Here is a 17,361-nt window from a genome sequence, read left to right on the forward strand (position 1 = left end):
CCGGTCCCACGGCCTAGCCCGCCCGTTTGACCCGGTGGCGCCCTATCCTTACTTCCCCGCGCGCCGCAGTCCTTATTTTGCCGCGCGGCGGCGCTCGATGGCATCCCACAGCAGGGCTTCCAGCTGAACGCCGTTCAGACGGTTGATCTCCTGGATGCCGGTGGGGGAGGTGACGTTGATCTCGGTCATATAGTCGCCGATCACGTCGATGCCGACGAAGACCAGACCCTTCTCGCGCAGCACCGGGCCGATGGCGTCGCACATCTCGCGCTCGCGCGCGGTCAGCTCGGTCTTTTTGGCGCTGCCGCCGGCATGGAAATTGGCGCGGGCCTCGCCCTCCAGCGGCATGCGGCTGACAGCACCAGCCGGCTCGCCGTCGACCAGGATGATGCGCTTGTCGCCCTGGCGGATTTCCGGAAGGTAGCGCTGGACAATCACCGGCTCGCGGTAGAGCTGGGTGAACATCTCCAGCAGGGAGCCGAGATTCTCGTCGTCCGGCTTCAGGTGGAAGACGCCGGCGCCGCCGTTGCCGAACAGCGGCTTGACGATGATGTCCTTGTGCTCGGCCCGGAAGTCCAGGATGGCCTGCTTGTCGCTGGTGATCAGCGTCGGCGGCATCAGGTCGGGGAATTTGGTGATGAACAGCTTTTCCGGCGCGTTGCGGACCTCGGCCGGGTCGTTGACGACCAGAACCTTGGGTTGCACATGCTCCAGCAGGTGGGTGGAGGTGATGTAGGCCATGTCGAAGGGCGGGTCCTGCCGCAGCAGGATGACGTCCATCGTCGACAGGTCGGTCATAACCGGCTCGCCCAGCGTGTAGTGGGCGCCGCGCTGGCGCACCACCGTCATTTCGCGCACGCGGGCGGTCAGGCGGTTGCCGGTCAGGATCAGGTCGCGCGGGTGGTAGTGGTACAGGCGATGGCCGCGCTTCTGCGCCTCCAGCGCCATCATGAAGCTGGAGTCGGTGTCGATGTTGATCGACTCGATGGGGTCCATCTGGAAGGCGACGGCGAGGCTCATGACGGGTCCCTCTGGAACGGGGTCAGTTCAGGCGGTTCTTCAGTTGCTGGATCAGCGAGGCGGTCTGGTGCCGGTGATGGTCGTCACCGGTCAGGGCCATGAAGGTTTCCAACGCGGTGATGGCGTCCTTCAGATTGCCGGCATGGGCTTCCAGAAGGCCGGTCTCGCGCCACAGCGCCGGCTCGTGCGGGGCGAACAGGCGCATCGCCTCCAGCACCTCCAGCGCCTTCGGCACATCGTGCGCCGACAGGTGGCGCAGCTTGATGTTGTTTTGCAGGCGCAGCAGCACGTCGCGGTTCGACACCGGCTGGTAATGGCCGGGTTCCAGCTCGGCGGCGCTGCCGGCGGTGGCCTTCAGCAGGTCGCGCAGGTCGACGACGCTGCGGGTCTGCCCCTCGTTGAAGGGATCAAGGATGGCGCGGGCGCCGTCCTTCTCGATGCGGACCAGGAAATGGCCGGGGAAATTCAGCCCGACCATCGGCCAGCCCTGCGAGCGGGCGGCATGCATGTAGAGGATGCCGAGCGCCACCGGCAGGCCGCGCCGGCGGTCGACCACCCGCAGCAGGTTGGCGTTCTGCAGGTCGTCGTAGGTGTCGTGGTCGCCGGAATAGCCGTGGCGCTCGCCGATCACGGCGTGCAGATGGGCGATGCGCGCTTCCAGGCTATCGCCCGCGGCCTTGTCCTCTGCCGCGACGCGGGCGGCCAGATCCTCGACGATGGCGCGGATATGGGCGCGGTAGGGGGCGAGGTCGGCGCTCGGCAACTCCAGCGCGCCCAGAGCCAGGGCGGCTTCGGCCAGATCGATCTCGTCGTCCGGCTGGTCGCCGATGCGGCGCAGGATTTCGCGGGCTTCCGCGCTGTTGCTCAAGACTGTCGCCCCTTCAAATTTATCCCCTCACAGTCTCCAGGCATCGACCAGATGACGGGGCCAGGCCCAAGGGGTAACCAGCATCACGTCGAAGCGCAAGACATAGCCGGCATAGCGTGGGTTGGCGCCGAGGAAGGCATGGGCGGCGCGGGCGAGCCGGCCGCGCTGGCGGGCATTCAACGCTTCGTTGGCGGTGTCCCAGTCGCCGCGTGCCTTCACCTCGACGATGGCGATGGTGCGGCCGCGTCTGGCGACGATGTCGATTTCGCCCATCGGCGTGCGCAGGCGGCTTGCCAGGATGCGGTAGCCGCGCAGCCGCAGCGACAGGCGGCACAGCGCCTCCGCCCGGCGGCCCAGGCTTTCGGCCCGCAGGCGCCGCGCATCCAGGTCGGTCATTTCGTCCTTTCCTCCCGCTGCAGTTCCAGCGCGCGGGCATAGACGGTGCGCTTGTGCTGGCCGGTGCGGGCGGCGACATCGGCGGCGGCATCGCGCACCGACAGGCGGGTCAGCGCCTCGCGCAGCAGGGCGTCGACATCGGCTTCGCCCGGCGTCGCCTCCTCTCCCGGCGGGCCGATCACCAGCACGACCTCGCCACGCGGCGGGCCGGCCTCGGCATAATGGGCGGCCAGCTCGGGCAGGGTGCCGCGCCGCACCTCCTCGTACAGCTTGGTCAGTTCGCGGGCGACGGCGGCCTCGCGCGGGCCCAGGATGTCGGCGAGGTCGGCCAGCGACTCCGGCAGGCGCTGCGGCGATTCGAAGAAGACCAGCGTGGCGGGCACGCCTTTCAGCTCACCGGCGGTGGCGCGCCGCGCACTGCTCTTGTTGGGCAGGAAGCCGGCGAACAGGAAGCGGTCGGTCGGCAGGCCGGACAGCACCAGGGCCACCAGCGGGGCCGATGCGCCGGGCAGGGTGGTCACCGCCACCCCCTCCGCCACGCACTCCCGCACCAGCTTGTAGCCGGGGTCGGAGACCAGCGGGGTGCCGGCGTCGGTGACCAGCGCGATGGCCTCGCCCTTTTTCATGCGGCCGATCAGGATCGGACGCATCTTTGCAGCGTTGTGCTCGTGGTAGGAGACGAAGGGGGTGTGGATGCCGTGGATGCCCATCAGCTTGGCGGTAACGCGCGTGTCCTCGCAGGCGATGGCGTCGGCCCGCTTCAGCGTGTCGAGCGCGCGCAGCGTGATGTCCGCGGCGTTTCCGATGGGGGTAGCGACGACATACAGCCCGCCCGCGAGTTTACTTGGCGCGGCGAGGGGGCTACCTTGAGCGCCACTTTCGGCCGGCTCGGTGGGGACCATGCCTTGGGTCTCGCCTTCGGTATCGGCGGCCGTTTCAGCAGATGTGGAGACGATTGGTGGCACGCTTGGCAACAGCTTTCTCACAGGGTCTGAAACGTCACGGCGTGGCAGCCTTGCTGGTCGCCGGCCTGTTGTCGGCCTGTTCGACTGTAAGCGCGCCGCCGCGGGTGGCACAAGCGCCGCAACCGGTCCCGGCTCCGGTGGCTCCCCTGCCGGAAGCGCAGGGCCCGATCAAGGTGGCCGTCCTGGTGCCGCTCAGCGGGCAGAGCGCCGCCATCGGGCAGGCCATGCTGGACTCCGCCCAGATGGCGCTGTTCGACATGGCCGGCGACCAGCTGCAGCTTCTGCCGCGCGACACCAAGGGCACGCCGGGCGGTGCGGCCGACGCTGCGCGCCAAGCGCTGGCCGAAGGCGCCCGCCTGATCATCGGCCCGCTGTTCGCCGCCGACGTTGCCGCGGTGCGGCCGATTGCCCAGAACGCCGGCGTCGACGTGCTGGCCTTCACCAACGATGCCACCCAGGCCGGCAACGGCACCTATGTGCTGGGCTTCGTTCCGGCCGATCAGGTCAACCGCGTCGCCGGCTATGCCCGCTCGCGCGGGGCGACGCGCTTCACCGTACTGGCGCCGCGCTCGCCCTATGGCGATGCGGTGGTGAATGCCATGCAGCAGATCGCACCGAAGCTGGGCACTATGACCACGCAGGTCGAACGCTACGATCCGGCGGTCACCGACCTGTCGGTTCCGGCCAAGCAGGTGGCGCAGGTGACGCCGCAGCCGCAGGCGGTGATGCTGGCCGAAGGCGGGCAGCGCGCCCAGGGCATCGCCCAGGCGCTGGCCGCCAACGGCGTGCAGCCGCAGCAGGTCAAGCTGCTGGGCACCGGCCTGTGGGACGACAGCTCGCAAGGGGCGCTGGGGCAGGAGCCGGCGCTGGTCGGCGCGCTCTATGCCGCCCCGGCCCCGCAGACCCGCGCCCGCTTCGAGTCGCAGTTCGAGCAGGTCTATGGCCGCAAGCCACCGCGCATCGCCACGCTGGCCTATGATGCCACCTCCATCGCCGCGGTGCTGACCCGCACCGGCGGTCCGGTGCCCTTCGACCGCATGGCGATGACAAACCCGAACGGCTTTGAGGGGCTGGACGGTCTGTTCCGCCTGCGCACCGACGGCTTGGTCGAACGCGGGCTGGCGGTGATGGAAATCACCCCGACCGGATCGCGCGTGGTCGATCCGGCTCCGCCGTCCTTCGAGATGCTGGGGCAGTAAGGAAACACACTCTCTCCTTCGGGACGAGAGGGGGAAATTGAAAACGTTGCGGCCGTCATCGGGACGGACCGCGGCGTTTTCGTTTCCCAGGTAAGGATACTCGGGGATCGTCGCCGTGCGTCTCCCTCACCCTGACCTTGCTCTCCAGGGGAGAGAGGGGAAAATCTCCAGGTGGGAGAGGGCCTGTTCGACGCTATCCTTACTTACGCCGCTTACGCCCGCGCCCGCAGGTAGGGGGTCAGGCGCCATTCGGCGAACTTGATCAGGCGGGTGGCGATGAAGTTCAGCACCAGATAGATCGCGCCGGCGACGATGAACAGCTCGAAGACCGCGAAGGTCTGGGCGATCATCCGGCGGGCGATGCCGGTGACCTCCATCAGCGTGATGGTGCTGGCGAGCGAGGTCGCCTTCACCATCAGGATCACCTCGTTGCCGTAGGCCGGCAGCATCTGGCGGATCGCCACCGGCAGCACGATGCGGCGGAAGGCCAGCGCCCGCGACATGCCGCAGGCCCGCGCCGCTTCCACCTGCCCCTGCGGCACTGACAGGATGGCGCCGCGCAGCACCTCGCTGGTGTAGGCGCCGGTGTTCAGCGTCAGCGCCAGGATGGCGCACCAGTAGGGCTCGCGCAGGAAGGGCCAGAGGATGCTGTCGCGGATGAACTCGAACTGGCCGAGCCCGTAATAGACCAGGAAGATCTGCACCAGCAGCGGCGTGCCGCGGAAGACGAAGACATAGGCCGCCGCCAGCGTCTCCACCACGCGGTTGCCCGACAGACGCAGCAACGCCACGCCGAAGGCGACCAGCGCCCCCAGAGCCAGCGATCCGACGATCAGCTGCAGCGTCAGCGACAACCCGCCGAGCATGCGGGGCAGGCTGTCCCACATCAGTTGCCAGTTCATGGCCTCAGGCCCTCCGGACGCCGCGATTGGCGGAGATTTCAGCGCGGTTGAAGAACGCCGTCGAAATGGTGGTCAGCATCAGGTACAGCACGGCGGCGGTGCTGTAGAACAGGAAGGGCTGGCGCGTGGCGCCCGCCGCCAGATGGGTGATGCGCATCAGCTCGGCCAGTGCCGTCACCGACACCAGCGCCGTGTCCTTCAGCGTCAGCTGCCAGACATTGCCGAGGCCGGGCAGGGCGAAGCGCAGCGTCTGCGGCACCAGAACCCGGCGCAGGATCAGCCAGCGGCTCATGCCGCAGGCGCGCGCCGCCTCGATCTGGCCGAAGGGGACCGACTGCACCGCACCGCGGATCACCTCAGTCGAGTAGGCGCCGGAGATCAGCCCGACCGCCAGCACGCCGATGGTGAAGGCATTCAGGTCGACCCGCCCGTCATAGCCGAAGGCGGCGGCGATGGAGGTGGCGACGCCGCTGCCGCCGAAGAACAGCAGATAGATGACCAGCAGTTCGGGGATGCCGCGCACTATGGTGGTGTAGACATCGGCCACGACGTTCAGCGCCAGGGAGTGGCTGAGCTTGGCCGAGGCGCCGAGCGACCCGACGAGGATGCCGAAGGCGAAGGCCGACACGGCGACCGCGACCGTCATCGCGGTGCCCATCAGCAGCTGTCCGCCCCAGCCGTTGGGACCGAAGGAAAGGAGTTCCAGCATTGGCACGCCCGGTAAGGCCCGCCGGGCGCGGCGCGGAGCGCCGGCCGGACGGGGGTCAGCGAACGGAGGTTACTGAACGACTGGCGCCCGGTCGCCATAAAGGCCGCCGGGCGCCGTACCGGTCAGACAGGCGGACCTGGGGTCCGCCTTGCTTCGCCCCCTTACTTGGTGGGCGAGATGTCGTAGCCGAAATGCTGGGTGCTCAGCTTCTTGACGGTGCCGTCCTTCAGCGCCTCGCCGATGGCCTTGTCGAACATCGCCTTCAGGTCGGCGGTGTCCTTGCGCAGGCCCACGCCCATGCCTTCGCCGATCACGCCGCCGATGAAGTTCGGGCCGACGATGACCATCTTGTCCGGCGTGGCCTTCACCACCGCCTCGACGACCGAGCGGTCGCCCAGCATGGCGTCGACGCGGCCGGAGCCCAGGTCGATGCCGGCATTGTCGATCTTGTCGTAGGTGCGCATGGTCACCTTCGGCAGATGCTTGTCCATGAAGTCGGCCTGGATGGTCGACACCTGGACACCGACCGACTTGCCCTTCAGCGCTTCGGCCAGCTTGTCCAGGACCGGCTTCGCCTTGCCCTGGTCGTTCAGGTCGACGCGGTCGGCGCCGAGGTTCAGCGCCTTGGCCAGCGGCGAGCCGGTCACCACGGCGAAGACCGACGGCTCGGTGCCATAGGGGACCGAGAAGTCGATGACCTTCTTCCGCTCGTCGGTGATGGTCATCGCCGACATGATGGCATCGTACTTGCCCTGCTGCAGGGCCGGAATGATGCCGTCCCAATCCTGGGCGACGAACTCGCAGGTGACCTTCATGCGCTTGCACAGGTCGTTGCCGAGGTCGACCTCGAAGCCGGTCAGCTTGCCCGAGGTGTCGGTGGCGTTCCACGGAGGATAGGCGCCCTCGCTGGCGATGCGGACCGTCTTCCATTCCTTCGCACCGGCGGCGCCGGCAGCGGCGACGGCCATAATGGCGCCGAGCGCCAGGGCCGAAACGATCTTCTTCAAGGAACACACTCCTCTGTTCGGTTCGCCCGTTCTTTGGCTCCTGTTGGGAGCCGGGCTGTTTCTGACGGTCCGGTCCTGCCCTCTGCCTCGTCCCCTCACGCCGCGCCGGACAGATGGCGCGAGAGGAACTGCCGCACCCGGTCCGAGTCGGGGTTGGTCAGCACCTTGTCGGGTGACCCCTCCTCCTCGATCCGCCCCTGGTGCAGGAAAACCACCTTGGACGCCACTTCGCGGGCGAAGCCCATCTCATGCGTCACCAGGATCATCGTGTTGCCTTCGTCCGCCAGCTGGCGGATGACGCGCAGAACCTCGCCGACCAGTTCGGGGTCGAGCGCCGAAGTCGGCTCGTCGAACAGCATCACCTTCGGCTGCATGGCGAGTGCGCGCGCGATGGCCGCGCGCTGCTGCTGCCCGCCGGAGAGCTGGACCGGATAGCTGTCGGCCTTCGCCAGGATGCCGACCTTGTCCAGCAGCATGCGGGCGCGGTCGATGGCCTCGGCCTTCGGCACGCCCAGCACATGGACCGGCGCCTCGATCACGTTCTGCAGGATGGTCATATGGGTCCAGAGATTGAAACTCTGGAACACCATGCCGAGCCGGGTGCGGATGCGTTCCACCTGCCGCGAGTCGGCGGGGATGCTGGCGCCGCCGCGCGTCTTCTTCAGCGCGATGGCCTCGCCGCCGATCACCACGCGGCCGTCGTCCGGGATCTCCAGCATGTTGATGCAGCGCAGCAGCGTGCTCTTGCCCGAGCCGGACGAGCCGATCAACGTGATCACGTCGCCCTCGCGGGCGGTCAGCGACACGCCCTTCAGCACCTCCAGCTCGCCGAACCGCTTGTGCAAATCCTCCACGGCGACGGCGGCGGGTGCGGAATCGCTGACGGGCGGATGGCGATGCATGCGGGAGAACCGGCTGGGTTGTGGAGGCTGGCTATGGTCTGACCATTACGGCACAGGCTAGACCGGGGCACAGGGGTTCCGCAACGCGGATTTCACACGCCGCGCGCGTTGTGCCGCTTGTGTCGGAAAATGGTGCGTCACCACAACAATAGTACCAGAATTTGCGGTCCCAGGATACGCAGACACATCGCCAGCGGGTAGACGGTGGCGTAGGCCAGCGCCGGAGCCTCCGACGCGACCAGCGCGTTGGCATAGGCCAGCCCCGGCGGGTTGGTCTGGGCGCCGGCCAGGACGCCGCAGATGGTCAGGAAGTTCAGCTTCATGACACCGCGCGCGACCAGCCCGGTCAGCAGCAGCGGCACCAGCGTTACCAGCACGCCCCACATCATCCAGGGCCAGCCGGCGCCGCTGGCCAGCGTGGCGACGAAGCGGTCGCCGGACGCGATGCCCAGCACGGCCAGGAACAGGATGATGCCGATCTCGCGCAGCGCCAGGTTGGCGGCAGGCGGCATGAACCAGACCAGCGGCCCGACATGGCCGATGCGGCCCAGGATCAGGGCGACGATCAGCGGGCCGCCGGCAAGGCCGAGGCGCAGCGGCGCCGGCATCCCCGGCAGGAAGATCGGGATGGCGCCCAGAGCCGCACCCAGCGCGATGCCCAGGAACATCGGGATCATCTCCACCTGCTGCAGCTTGCGGGTGGAGTTGCCGAAGATCTGCCCGACGGCGGCGAGGCTGTCCGGTCGGCCGATCACCGTCAGGATGTCGCCGAACTGAAGCTTCAGCGCCGGGGTCGGCACGAGCTCCACGCCCGACCGGTTGACCCGGCTGACAACCACGTCATGGGCGTCCTGGAGGTTCAGCGTGGCGATCGACTTGCCCAGAACCGCGTTGTTGGTGACGACGATGCGCTCCCACTTCAGGTCGGTGCCCTTGGTGGTCAGCGGCCGGTCGAACTCCTGTCCCAGCAGGGCGCGCACCTGCTCCAGTTTCGGCCGTGGCCCGACCACATGCAGCACGTCGCCCAGCTTCAGGCAGGTCCCGTCATGCGGGACGCAGAGCTTGCCGTCGCACAGCAGGCGCGACGCGACCACCCCCTGGCCGCACAGCAGGTCGATGGAGCCCAGCGGCCGGCCGGCAAGCTCCGGATTGCGGACGGCCAGATCCATGGTCTCCAGCGTCGACACCTCGGCCCGGCGGCAGTCCTCGAAGCGGGTGGCCTCCGCCTCCGGGTCGATGCGGAACAGGATGCGGACGGCGGCCATCGACAGCAGGTTGCCGGCGATGCCGAACGGGTAGGTGACGGCGAAGGCGAGGCCGGGCAGGGCCATCACCCCGGCCCCGGCCCCGACTTCAGTCAGCACCTGCTGGGTGGCGGCGAGCGCCGGGGCGTTGGTCACGGCACCGGCGAACACGCCCAGCGAGGAGCCCAGCGATAGCGCGCCCGACGACACCAGCACCGCGGTCAGCAGGATGCTCGATCCCACCATCAGCAGGGCCAGCCCGTTCAGCGCCAGCCCGGTCCGCCGGAGTGCGGCGAAGAAGCCGGGGCCGACCTGGATGCCGATGGTGTAGACGAACAGGATCAGCCCGAAGTCGCGGATGAAGTCCATCATCTCCGGATTGAAGGCGATGCCCGCCTGCTTGGCGATGTGGCCGCCGGCGATGCCGGAGAACAGCACGCCGCCGATGCCGAGCCCGACCCCGCGGATTTTGATATGGCCGAGCGCCACGCCCGCCGCCGACACGAGACCGAGCATGAACACCACCCGCGCGATCGGCGGCATGGCCTGGAGGATGTCTGCGAAGGCCGACATGGGACAACTCGCTTCCTGAACATATTTGGGCAGACGCCGCCGCAATTACGAGGAAATCCGGAGGGGTGCGGCGGTCCCCGTTCCAGCGGGGGAATGACGGCGCCACGATGCGGCAGGACAGCGACCAAGGCGTTGATTCAGAACAAGCGTCCGGCCTTTAGCCGTGACAATCCCGGCACCCGGCGCTGCGGTGCACGCATGGGAGCGCAGCGCTGCGGAGGCCGCGTCGCGTCATCGGGTAGCATCCGTTTCCTCGAACTCCATCCAAATTTTGCCACTTTCTTCCCTTACACGATAACTCAAGCAACCGGCCCCAGAGGTCGCGCGCATCGGCGTTCCCCCTAGCGCCATCGCTGCGACGAACGAAGCCGTTCCACAAGGTATCGACCGGCCGGACCCGGCCGGACGCAAGGCCATCGCGAGAACCCCCTCGCGGTGGCCTTTTCTTTTGTCCCGCCTCCATTGACCCGCTGTGCCCATTGAACCGATGCGTCGGTTGACCGCTGGGGCGACCGCATTCTCGCTCCGGCTTTCCCGCTGCCCTGTGCTATAGCAGCGCCTCCCTCAACCGGAAGCGCGACCCGTCCCCATGCCCGTCTTTGCCGGATCAGAGCTGACCTGTCTGCGTGGCGACCGGCTGGTCTTCACCGGGCTGGAGTTCCGCATCGCTCCCGGCGGCGCGTTGGTTCTGCTCGGTCCCAACGGCAGCGGCAAGTCCAGCCTGCTGCGGGTGATGGCCGGGCTGCTGAAGCCGCTGCGCGGCACGCTGGGCTGGGACGGGGTGTCGGTTGCCGACGACCCGGATGCCCACCGGGCGAAGGTGCAGTATGTCGGCCATCTCGACGCGGTGAAGCCGGTGCTGACTGCGGCGGAGAACCTTGCCTTCTGGGCGGCGCTGGCCGGGGCCGCCGATCCCGCCGCCAACGCGCGCGCCGCACTCGACCGGCTTGGGGTGCCGCACATCGCCGGGGTGCCGGGCCGCTACCTGTCGGCCGGTCAGAAGCGCCGGCTGAACTTGGCGCGGCTTCTGGCCGCACCGGCGACCCTGTGGCTGCTGGATGAACCGACCGTGGCGCTCGACCGCGCCGCCATCGCTCTGTTCGAGGGGTTGATCGCCGAACATCGGGCGCAGGGCGGCATGGTGGTGCTGTCCACTCACACCGACATCGCCACCCCTGGCGGCGAGGAACTGCATCTGGACGAGTTCACCCCCTACGCCGACGAAGAGGCCGGCGATGAGGATGTGGGCGACGAGTATGAGGAAGAAGGGGCCGGGCCATGAGCCGTTTCCTGCGCCTTGTCGCGCGTGACCTGCGGCTGGCGTTGCGCCAGGGATCGGACGCCACCATCGCCGTCATGTTCTTCGTGCTGTGCGTGGTGCTGTTCCCCTTCGGCGTCGGTCCGGAGCCGAACATCCTGGCCCGCATCGCCGCCGGCGTGATCTGGGTGGCGGCGCTGCTCGCCTCGCTGCTGTCGCTGGAGCGTCTGTTCCAGACCGATTACGAGGACGGCTCGCTGGAGCTTCTGTCGCTGTCCCCCCTGCCGCTGGAGGCCGCGGTGCTGGCGAAGACGCTGGCCCATTGGCTGGTCACCGGTGTGCCGCTGATCGTCGCCGCCCCGCTGTTGGCCGTCCTGCTGAACATGGATGCGCAGGGATTTGGCGTGCTGGTGCTGACCCTGACGCTGGGCACGCCGATCCTCAGCCTGATCGGCGCCATAGGGGCGGCCCTGACCCTGGGAGCGCGGCGGGGCGGCGTTCTGCTGTCGCTGCTGATCCTGCCGCTCTACATCCCCGTGCTGATCTTCGGCGCGGGCGCCATCGACGCGGCGATCAACGGGCTGACCCCGCGCCCGCACCTGCTGCTGCTTGCCGGCATCCTCGCCGCCGCCCTGCCGCTCGCTCCCTGGGCGGGGGCCGCGGCGCTGCGGCAGGCGGTGGAGTAGGGCAGGAGCAAACGGCGCCGCTTAAGACTTCGGAGCCTTCTCCGGCAGCAGCGTCTCGATTGCCTCGCGCACCTTGTCCGACTCGGGGTCAGTCATGGTGGAGAACCAGGACACCAGCTTGCCGTCCGGTCCCACCAGATATTTGTGGAAGTTCCAGCGCGGCTTGGCGAGGAAGCCCAACTCGTCCGCTGCCCAGCGGTAGAAGGGATGGGCGCTGTCCCCAGACACCACCGTCTTGTCCGCCATCGGGAAGTCGATGCTGTAATTGACCTCGCAGAAATCCTTGATCTGGTTGGCGCTCCCCGGCTCCTGGCCGCCGAAGTCATCGGAGGGCACGCCGACCACCACCAGACCGCGGTCGCGGTAGCGCTGCCACAGCGCCTCCAGCCCTTTGTATTGCGGGGTGAAGCCGCATTGCGAAGCGGTGTTGACCACCAGGATCGCTTTGCCCTTGAACTGCGACAGCGGCAGCGGCTTGCCGTCGATGCTCTGGAAGGTGAAATCGTAAGCGTTGCTTGCGGCCATGGCGCCGGCGCCTCCCATCATGGAAAGGACTGCCGCCATGGCGACGGTGCGAAGTCTGGCTCGGACGGTCATCGGCGCGGCTCGGTGGGTGGGGTGGCGATTGGGATGAGGTCATCCTTGCCCATACGATGCCTGATACGCGGCCAAGTGCCCATCGGATCATGACGGCACCACCCGACTGCGCGCTTCATCCGGTCTAGCCCCTTCGGACGGGTAGCGGTGGCCGCCGTCGATCAACAGCTTCATGAGTAAGGACGCACGGCACCCTCCCGCCGCCGTCCGTTCAGCCAACCCCCTCCACCGCACAGCGCCCAAAAATGTCCCACCCGGTCGAACCTCAGCCTGAGCATAAGCGTTTATCCCATCGAATTGGGTATGTGGCCGTCCGCCCGGCGTCTGCGCTTCCCGTTGCCGATGCAAACCCATTCCAGGAGAACAGGTCGATGAACGCCGGAGCCGCCATGCAGGATCTCCAGATGCCGCGGACGGCGATACGCCGGGCTGTCCGTGCCGCCGCAAAGGCCGCCGGTGTTGCCGGAACGATGTTGATGCTCGGCGCCGCGCTGTCTGCGCCGTCGCTTGCCGACCCCGGCGAGCATGGCCGTGGCCATGGCTGGGGCCATCACAAGAAGCATCACCATGATGATCGTCCGGTCGTCATCTATGGCGCGCCGCCGCCGGTGGTCGTCGTGCCGGCCCCGCCGCCTCCGCCGCGCGTCATTTATGCGCCGTCCTATGCACCGCCCCCGGTCATCTATGCCCCGCCGCCGCCGCAGCCGGGCGTCAGCGTCCAGATGAACATTCCGCTTCGATAACATTCTTTGCTTTTCGAGCACCCCGGCTGGCCGGTCTACCCGGTCGCTGGGGCGTTGCGCTGTCGGACCGCCCCGCTTGGGCTGTGACCATCCTGTGCTTTTCCGTCGCGCTCGGGCTGTGCATTTGTCCTCCTGTGCACGGAGCCCAGCGACACCTTCACCGCCCCTCCTCCCTGCACCCGTTGAAAACCCTTACTCCTCAGTCCTTTCGTGACAGGGCACTCCTGCATCGGTAGGATCGCGCGGCCTGTCGCGAAGGCGGTAGGCCGTTCGGGTGATTCACGGAAACTCAACCGATGTCCGGCCATCTGTCAGCCGGCAGCATCTTGCGGCCCGTGGTCGGTATGGGGAGGGGAGAGACCGAATGTTCGTGATGATCGGCTTCGGCATCGTGATCTTCAGTGTGTTCGGTGGCTACATCCTCGGCGGTGGCCACATGGGCGTGCTGTGGATGCCGTTCGAGTTCATGATCATCCTGGGTTCCGGTGCCGGCGCCTTCTTCATCGCCAATCCGAAATCGGTGGTCACCCACACCGGCAAGGAGCTGGGCCACCTGTTCAAAGGCCCGAAATACAAGAAAGAGGACTTCCTGGAGGTCCTCACCATGATGTACCAGGTCTTCAAGATCGCGAAGACCAAGGGCCTGCTGGCGCTTGAACAGCACATCGAAAAGCCGGAAGACTCGCCGCTTTTCCAGCAGTTTCCGAAATTCTACGGCGACCATCACGCCATCGCCTTCCTCTGTACCTATCTCCGTCTGATGTCGCTGGGTGCGGACAACCCGCATGAGCTGGTCGACCTGATGGACGAGGACATCGAGACGATGCACCACGAACACCAGCGCATCGCCGATGCCATCCAGGCGGTGGCCGACGCCGTGCCGGCGCTTGGCATCGTGGCGGCGGTGCTGGGCGTGATCCACACCATGGGCTCGATCACCGAGCCGCCGGAAGTTCTGGGCAAGCTGATCGGCGGCGCGCTGGTCGGCACCTTCACCGGCATTCTGGTCGCCTACGGCTTCCTCGCGCCCATCGCCAGCGGCCTCAAGAACGTCTATCACGCCGAGGGCAAGTATTATCAGGCGATGAAGACCGGCCTGATCGCCCATTTGTCCGGCTACGCGCCCGCCATTTCGGTTGAATACGCCCGCAACGTGCTGGAACCGGAATACCGTCCGACCTTCGCCCAGGTGGAAGAGGCGACCTCCGCCCTGCCGCCCGCCTGATCCGGCCACCTGAACTTTCGGAAGACGCCGATGCCGGACATCGACATCGCCTGGAACGAGGGCACCGTCGGCGATTGGGATGCGCTGTTCGCCCGCGTTCCCCGCTCCACCCTGCTGCAGAGCTTCGCCTATGGCCGTGCCATGGGCCGCACCTATGGCCATGTCCCTCGCCTGGGCGTGATCAACCGTGATGGCGAGCCGATCGGCCTCGTCCAGACACTCGACCGCCGCATGCTGAAGCTGTTCCACGACCGGCAATGCTACCGCGGACCGCTGTGGCTGGACGGTACAATCCCCGATGCCAATACGCTGGAGGCGGTGTTCCGCCTGTTGCGCCGCGCCTGTCCAGGCAATCCGCTCAGCCGCGCCAACCTGCTGCCTGAACTCCCGGCCGGACTGGAGAACGAGGCGCTGCTCGCCCGCTGCGGCTTTCGCAAAGTCGGCCCCGGCTATCGGACCGTCTGGCTGGATCTGACGCGGAGCGAGGAGGCGATGCATGCCGGCCTTGCCCGCGATTGGCGCAAGCGTCTGCGCGGGGCCGAAAAGGCCGGCCTCGTCCTCGACGTCGACTGGAAGGCCGACAACCTGCCTTGGCTGATGAAGCGGGAGCATGACCAGGCGCGCGAGAAGGGGTTCCGCGCCATGACCGGGCCGCTGGCGGTCCGTCTGCGCAACGCCATGGTCAAAGGCGGCGGCCGCAACAACGGGGCGTTGATGATCACGGCGCTGGACGGCAGCGCGCCGGCCGCCTGCTGGCTGTTCTTCCGTCATGGCGTCTGTGCCACCAGTCAGATCAGCTGGGCCAGCGAGGCGGGGCGCAAGAACGGCGCCACACGGCTGGTGCTGTGGAAGGCGATGCAGGAATTGAAGCAGCGCGGCGTCCGAGCCCTCGACCTCGGCGGCATCAACCCTGATACGGCTCCCGGCGTCACCGAGTTCAAGCTCGGCACCGGCGGCGAGGCGGTGGAGACCGTCGGCCAGTATCGTTGATAGCCGGTGTCACTGATGTGCTTTGCCTGATGATGGCCGCAGCGGTTCCGGCTATCCTTACCTGCGCGCCGACACGTCAACGCTTTCGCACGGGATATCCGCCATGTCAGACCTTGAACCCCTGAAGCCCGGCGAAGCCGACGTCGCCATCGAACGCGCCATGCAGCAGCGGCCGAAGGCGATGATCATCCGCGACAGGTTGCAGAAGATGGTGGAGAACGAGGACACCGCCCGCCAGTTCGTCGGCGCCATTCGCAACATGATGAACAAGGAATAGGCGCACCGGCGGTCCTCTCCACCGGTGCGCGGTTCATCGGCAGGTCAGCAACTGCTGGCCTTGTTGCAGCCCTTCTCCTCGGTCGACGCCGGAGCCGGGGTCCGGGCAAGCTGCATGCCGCTGCGGCTGTCCTCGAACATTTTCTCGATCGACCGCCGGGCCTGCTGGAAGGCCTGAAGTTCCCGCCCGTCCAACTTCTCGCCGGTCGGCAGATCGACGGAGCGCGGGTTCACCTGATGCCCGGCCTTCAGCACCTCGTAATGCAGGTGCGGCCCGGTGGAGCGGCCGGTGGTTCCGACATAACCGATGATGTCGCCCTGATCGACCCGCGCGCCGCGGCTGATCGATTTGGCGAAGCGGCTCATATGGGCGTAAGCAGTTGAGATATCTGTGTTGTGGCGGATACGGACATAGTTGCCGTAGGAGCTGCTACGTTCCGCGATCTCGATGGTGCCGCGGCCGGCGGCATAGATCGGCGTTCCGCTCGGTGCTCCGAAATCCACTCCCTTGTGCATCTTGCTGAAGCCAAGGATCGGGTGATGCCGCATGCCGAAGCCCGACGTGATGCGGGCGCCGTCGATGGGTGTGCGCAGCAGGGCGCGGCGGATGCTCTCACCATCGCCATTGTAATAGTCGACACGCCCGTCGCGGGCCTTGAAGCGGTAGATCGGCATGTCGTCGCCGCTCAGCGTCAGCGAAGCGTACAGCAGTTCGCCCTCGCCGGCCTGAGTGCCCTCGGCGGTGACCAGCTTCTCATACAGGATCTCGAAACGGTCGCCCGGCTGCAGGTCGCGCTGGAAATCGACGTCGTAGGAAAAATTCTGGATGAAGGCCATCATGACCGAGATCGGAACCCCGGCCTGCGCACCCGCCTCGAACAGGCTGGAGCGGATGACACCTTGCGCCGCCACCGGTTTCCGGGTCACCGGCTTCTCGGTCTGGTTGGAGGTGAAGCCGGCACCGCCCTTGCGTGCAATCGATACTGACCGCAGCGGATCGGGAGCGAACTCGAACCCGACGAATTTGCGGGTACCGCCGCGGCGTGGCTCGAACAGGACGGTCACATGCTGGCCAACTTGCAGACGGCGCGGGTTATAGACCTCTCGCAGGGCGGCAACGGCGTCGTGCGCATCGTTGGTCGGGACGTTGGCAGTTGCCAGCAGATCCATCAGCGTGTCGCCGCGGCCGATGGACAGGGTGCGCCGGTCGACCGGTCCGGTGGCCGGACCGTCATCCCCTGCATCGTCCTTGGCCTCCGCGGCGCTCTCCGCACCGGTGTTCGGCTTCACCGCCGGCTTATAGGCATGGGGGGCTCGGCCATTCGGCGCATCGGCGTTGCGCGCGACGACAGTCGCAGGCGTCAGCGCACCGGCCGTGATGACGGCAAGCAAGGCGAGCGTGGGAAGGCGGGAGAGCCTCGAACGCACCGTCGTCCTCCTCCTGTAACCCCTGGGGCCGCCCAGCAGGCTGTCGGCGATGGCCGTCACACGAAGGTGTTAAGCCTATAGATCGGACGATGCTGGACCGATCCGACCCTGTCAACCGACACAAGACCGCAGGGGGTGAGCCCGACGGGAACACCATGGTTCCCATGGGTTATACTATCGATTGGCGTGCACGGACGGTGCCGGCCACGCCGCGGTTGGTGGGTGGTTCCCTTACACTGAATCCAGTGCAGGCTCCGGTGAAAAACGAACCGTCAGGAAATTTTCATCGAAAAGCAAAAAAGCGCTTGCGCGGTTTGTGGGAGGGCGCCTATAAACCGCTCCACCGACGGCGGGGCGCTGAACGAGGCGCGGC

Annotated in this window: 18 protein-coding genes; 7 read left to right on the forward strand and 11 right to left on the reverse strand. The window is 67.2% G+C overall.

The features are described 5' to 3' along the window. Window positions 1–72: 72 nt before the first annotated feature. From gshB to rsmI, 4 genes are read right to left on the reverse strand one after another with little or no spacing between them, the layout of a single operon-like run. Window positions 73–1,020 (reverse strand): glutathione synthase, encoded by a 948-nt coding sequence (gene gshB / locus TSH64_RS11850; protein ID WP_109096900.1) that lies wholly within the window; start codon window positions 1,018–1,020, stop codon window positions 73–75. Window positions 1,021–1,042: 22 nt separating this feature from the next. Further along, the gene (locus TSH64_RS11855; RefSeq protein WP_109096901.1) at window positions 1,043–1,888 is read right to left on the reverse strand and encodes a transglutaminase-like domain-containing protein; all 846 of its coding nucleotides are present in this window, start codon (window positions 1,886–1,888) and stop codon (window positions 1,043–1,045) included. Between the two features lie 27 nt (window positions 1,889–1,915). Next, complete coding sequence (locus TSH64_RS11860; RefSeq protein WP_109096902.1) at window positions 1,916–2,284, reverse strand: YraN family protein; 369 nt, start codon at window positions 2,282–2,284, stop codon at window positions 1,916–1,918. Continuing rightward, a complete protein-coding gene (gene rsmI / locus TSH64_RS11865; RefSeq protein ID WP_247872894.1) occupies window positions 2,281–3,186 on the reverse strand; it encodes a 16S rRNA (cytidine(1402)-2'-O)-methyltransferase in 906 nt (301 codons plus the stop codon). The genes TSH64_RS11860 and rsmI overlap by 4 nt, the downstream gene beginning before the upstream one ends. Before the next feature lie 104 nt (window positions 3,187–3,290). Here rsmI and TSH64_RS11870 point away from each other — a divergent pair, with 104 nt between their 5' ends. Next, window positions 3,291–4,448 carry a penicillin-binding protein activator gene (locus TSH64_RS11870; RefSeq protein ID WP_247872895.1) on the forward strand — a complete coding sequence of 386 codons (1,158 nt, stop codon included), beginning with the start codon at window positions 3,291–3,293 and terminating at the stop codon, window positions 4,446–4,448. 212 nt (window positions 4,449–4,660) lie between these two features. On the opposite strand, the gene TSH64_RS11875 is transcribed toward TSH64_RS11870, so the two are convergent. The 5 genes from TSH64_RS11875 to TSH64_RS11895 all read right to left on the reverse strand — a co-directional run bounded on the left by TSH64_RS11875 (window position 4,661) and on the right by TSH64_RS11895 (window position 9,785). Next, window positions 4,661–5,350, reverse strand: a complete 690-nt coding sequence (locus TSH64_RS11875; protein WP_109096905.1) for an ABC transporter permease — start codon at window positions 5,348–5,350, stop codon at window positions 4,661–4,663. Window positions 5,351–5,354: 4 nt separating this feature from the next. Beyond that, window positions 5,355–6,059 carry an ABC transporter permease gene (locus TSH64_RS11880; protein WP_109096906.1) on the reverse strand — a complete coding sequence of 235 codons (705 nt, stop codon included), beginning with the start codon at window positions 6,057–6,059 and terminating at the stop codon, window positions 5,355–5,357. A 161-nt stretch (window positions 6,060–6,220) separates the two neighbouring features. Continuing rightward, complete coding sequence (locus TSH64_RS11885; protein ID WP_247872896.1) at window positions 6,221–7,075, reverse strand: lysine/arginine/ornithine ABC transporter substrate-binding protein; 855 nt, start codon at window positions 7,073–7,075, stop codon at window positions 6,221–6,223. 86 nt (window positions 7,076–7,161) lie between these two features. Beyond that, a complete protein-coding gene (locus TSH64_RS11890) occupies window positions 7,162–7,968 on the reverse strand; it encodes an ABC transporter ATP-binding protein (protein WP_109096908.1) in 807 nt (268 codons plus the stop codon). Window positions 7,969–8,105: 137 nt separating this feature from the next. Beyond that, window positions 8,106–9,785 (reverse strand): putative transporter, encoded by a 1,680-nt coding sequence (locus tag TSH64_RS11895; RefSeq protein ID WP_247872897.1) that lies wholly within the window; start codon window positions 9,783–9,785, stop codon window positions 8,106–8,108. A gap of 589 nt (window positions 9,786–10,374) precedes the next feature. On the opposite strand from TSH64_RS11895, the gene ccmA reads away from it, so the two are divergent. Further along, window positions 10,375–11,067, forward strand: a complete 693-nt coding sequence (ccmA, locus tag TSH64_RS11900) for a heme ABC exporter ATP-binding protein CcmA (protein ID WP_109096909.1) — start codon at window positions 10,375–10,377, stop codon at window positions 11,065–11,067. Then, window positions 11,064–11,729: a heme exporter protein CcmB gene (gene ccmB, locus TSH64_RS11905; protein WP_098740972.1), complete on the forward strand. Its 666-nt coding sequence runs from the start codon at window positions 11,064–11,066 to the stop codon at window positions 11,727–11,729. The genes ccmA and ccmB overlap by 4 nt, the downstream gene beginning before the upstream one ends. Before the next feature lie 21 nt (window positions 11,730–11,750). Here the strand turns inward: ccmB and TSH64_RS11910 are convergent, their stop codons facing one another. Beyond that, on the reverse strand, window positions 11,751–12,326 hold the full coding sequence (locus tag TSH64_RS11910; RefSeq protein WP_109096910.1) for a glutathione peroxidase: 576 nt from the start codon (window positions 12,324–12,326) through the stop codon (window positions 11,751–11,753). A 371-nt stretch (window positions 12,327–12,697) separates the two neighbouring features. Between TSH64_RS11910 and TSH64_RS11915 the strand changes: the two genes are divergently transcribed. The 4 genes from TSH64_RS11915 to TSH64_RS35635 all read left to right on the forward strand — a co-directional run bounded on the left by TSH64_RS11915 (window position 12,698) and on the right by TSH64_RS35635 (window position 15,561). Further along, on the forward strand, window positions 12,698–13,069 hold the full coding sequence (locus TSH64_RS11915; RefSeq protein ID WP_247872898.1) for a hypothetical protein: 372 nt from the start codon (window positions 12,698–12,700) through the stop codon (window positions 13,067–13,069). Window positions 13,070–13,433: 364 nt separating this feature from the next. Next, window positions 13,434–14,294 (forward strand): flagellar motor stator protein MotA, encoded by an 861-nt coding sequence (gene motA / locus TSH64_RS11920; RefSeq protein ID WP_098740974.1) that lies wholly within the window; start codon window positions 13,434–13,436, stop codon window positions 14,292–14,294. A 30-nt stretch (window positions 14,295–14,324) separates the two neighbouring features. Next, window positions 14,325–15,284, forward strand: coding sequence for a GNAT family N-acetyltransferase (locus TSH64_RS11925; protein ID WP_109096911.1), 960 nt, complete (start codon window positions 14,325–14,327; stop codon window positions 15,282–15,284). Window positions 15,285–15,387: 103 nt separating this feature from the next. Beyond that, window positions 15,388–15,561, forward strand: coding sequence for a hypothetical protein (locus TSH64_RS35635; RefSeq protein ID WP_158285370.1), 174 nt, complete (start codon window positions 15,388–15,390; stop codon window positions 15,559–15,561). Window positions 15,562–15,605: 44 nt separating this feature from the next. On the opposite strand, the gene TSH64_RS11930 is transcribed toward TSH64_RS35635, so the two are convergent. Then, window positions 15,606–16,988 carry a peptidoglycan DD-metalloendopeptidase family protein gene (locus TSH64_RS11930; RefSeq protein ID WP_109096912.1) on the reverse strand — a complete coding sequence of 461 codons (1,383 nt, stop codon included), beginning with the start codon at window positions 16,986–16,988 and terminating at the stop codon, window positions 15,606–15,608. Window positions 16,989–17,361 lie beyond the last annotated feature (373 nt).

Origin of the sequence: Azospirillum sp. TSH64 (genome assembly GCF_003116035.1) — a bacterium.
GTDB lineage: Bacteria > Pseudomonadota > Alphaproteobacteria > Azospirillales > Azospirillaceae > Azospirillum.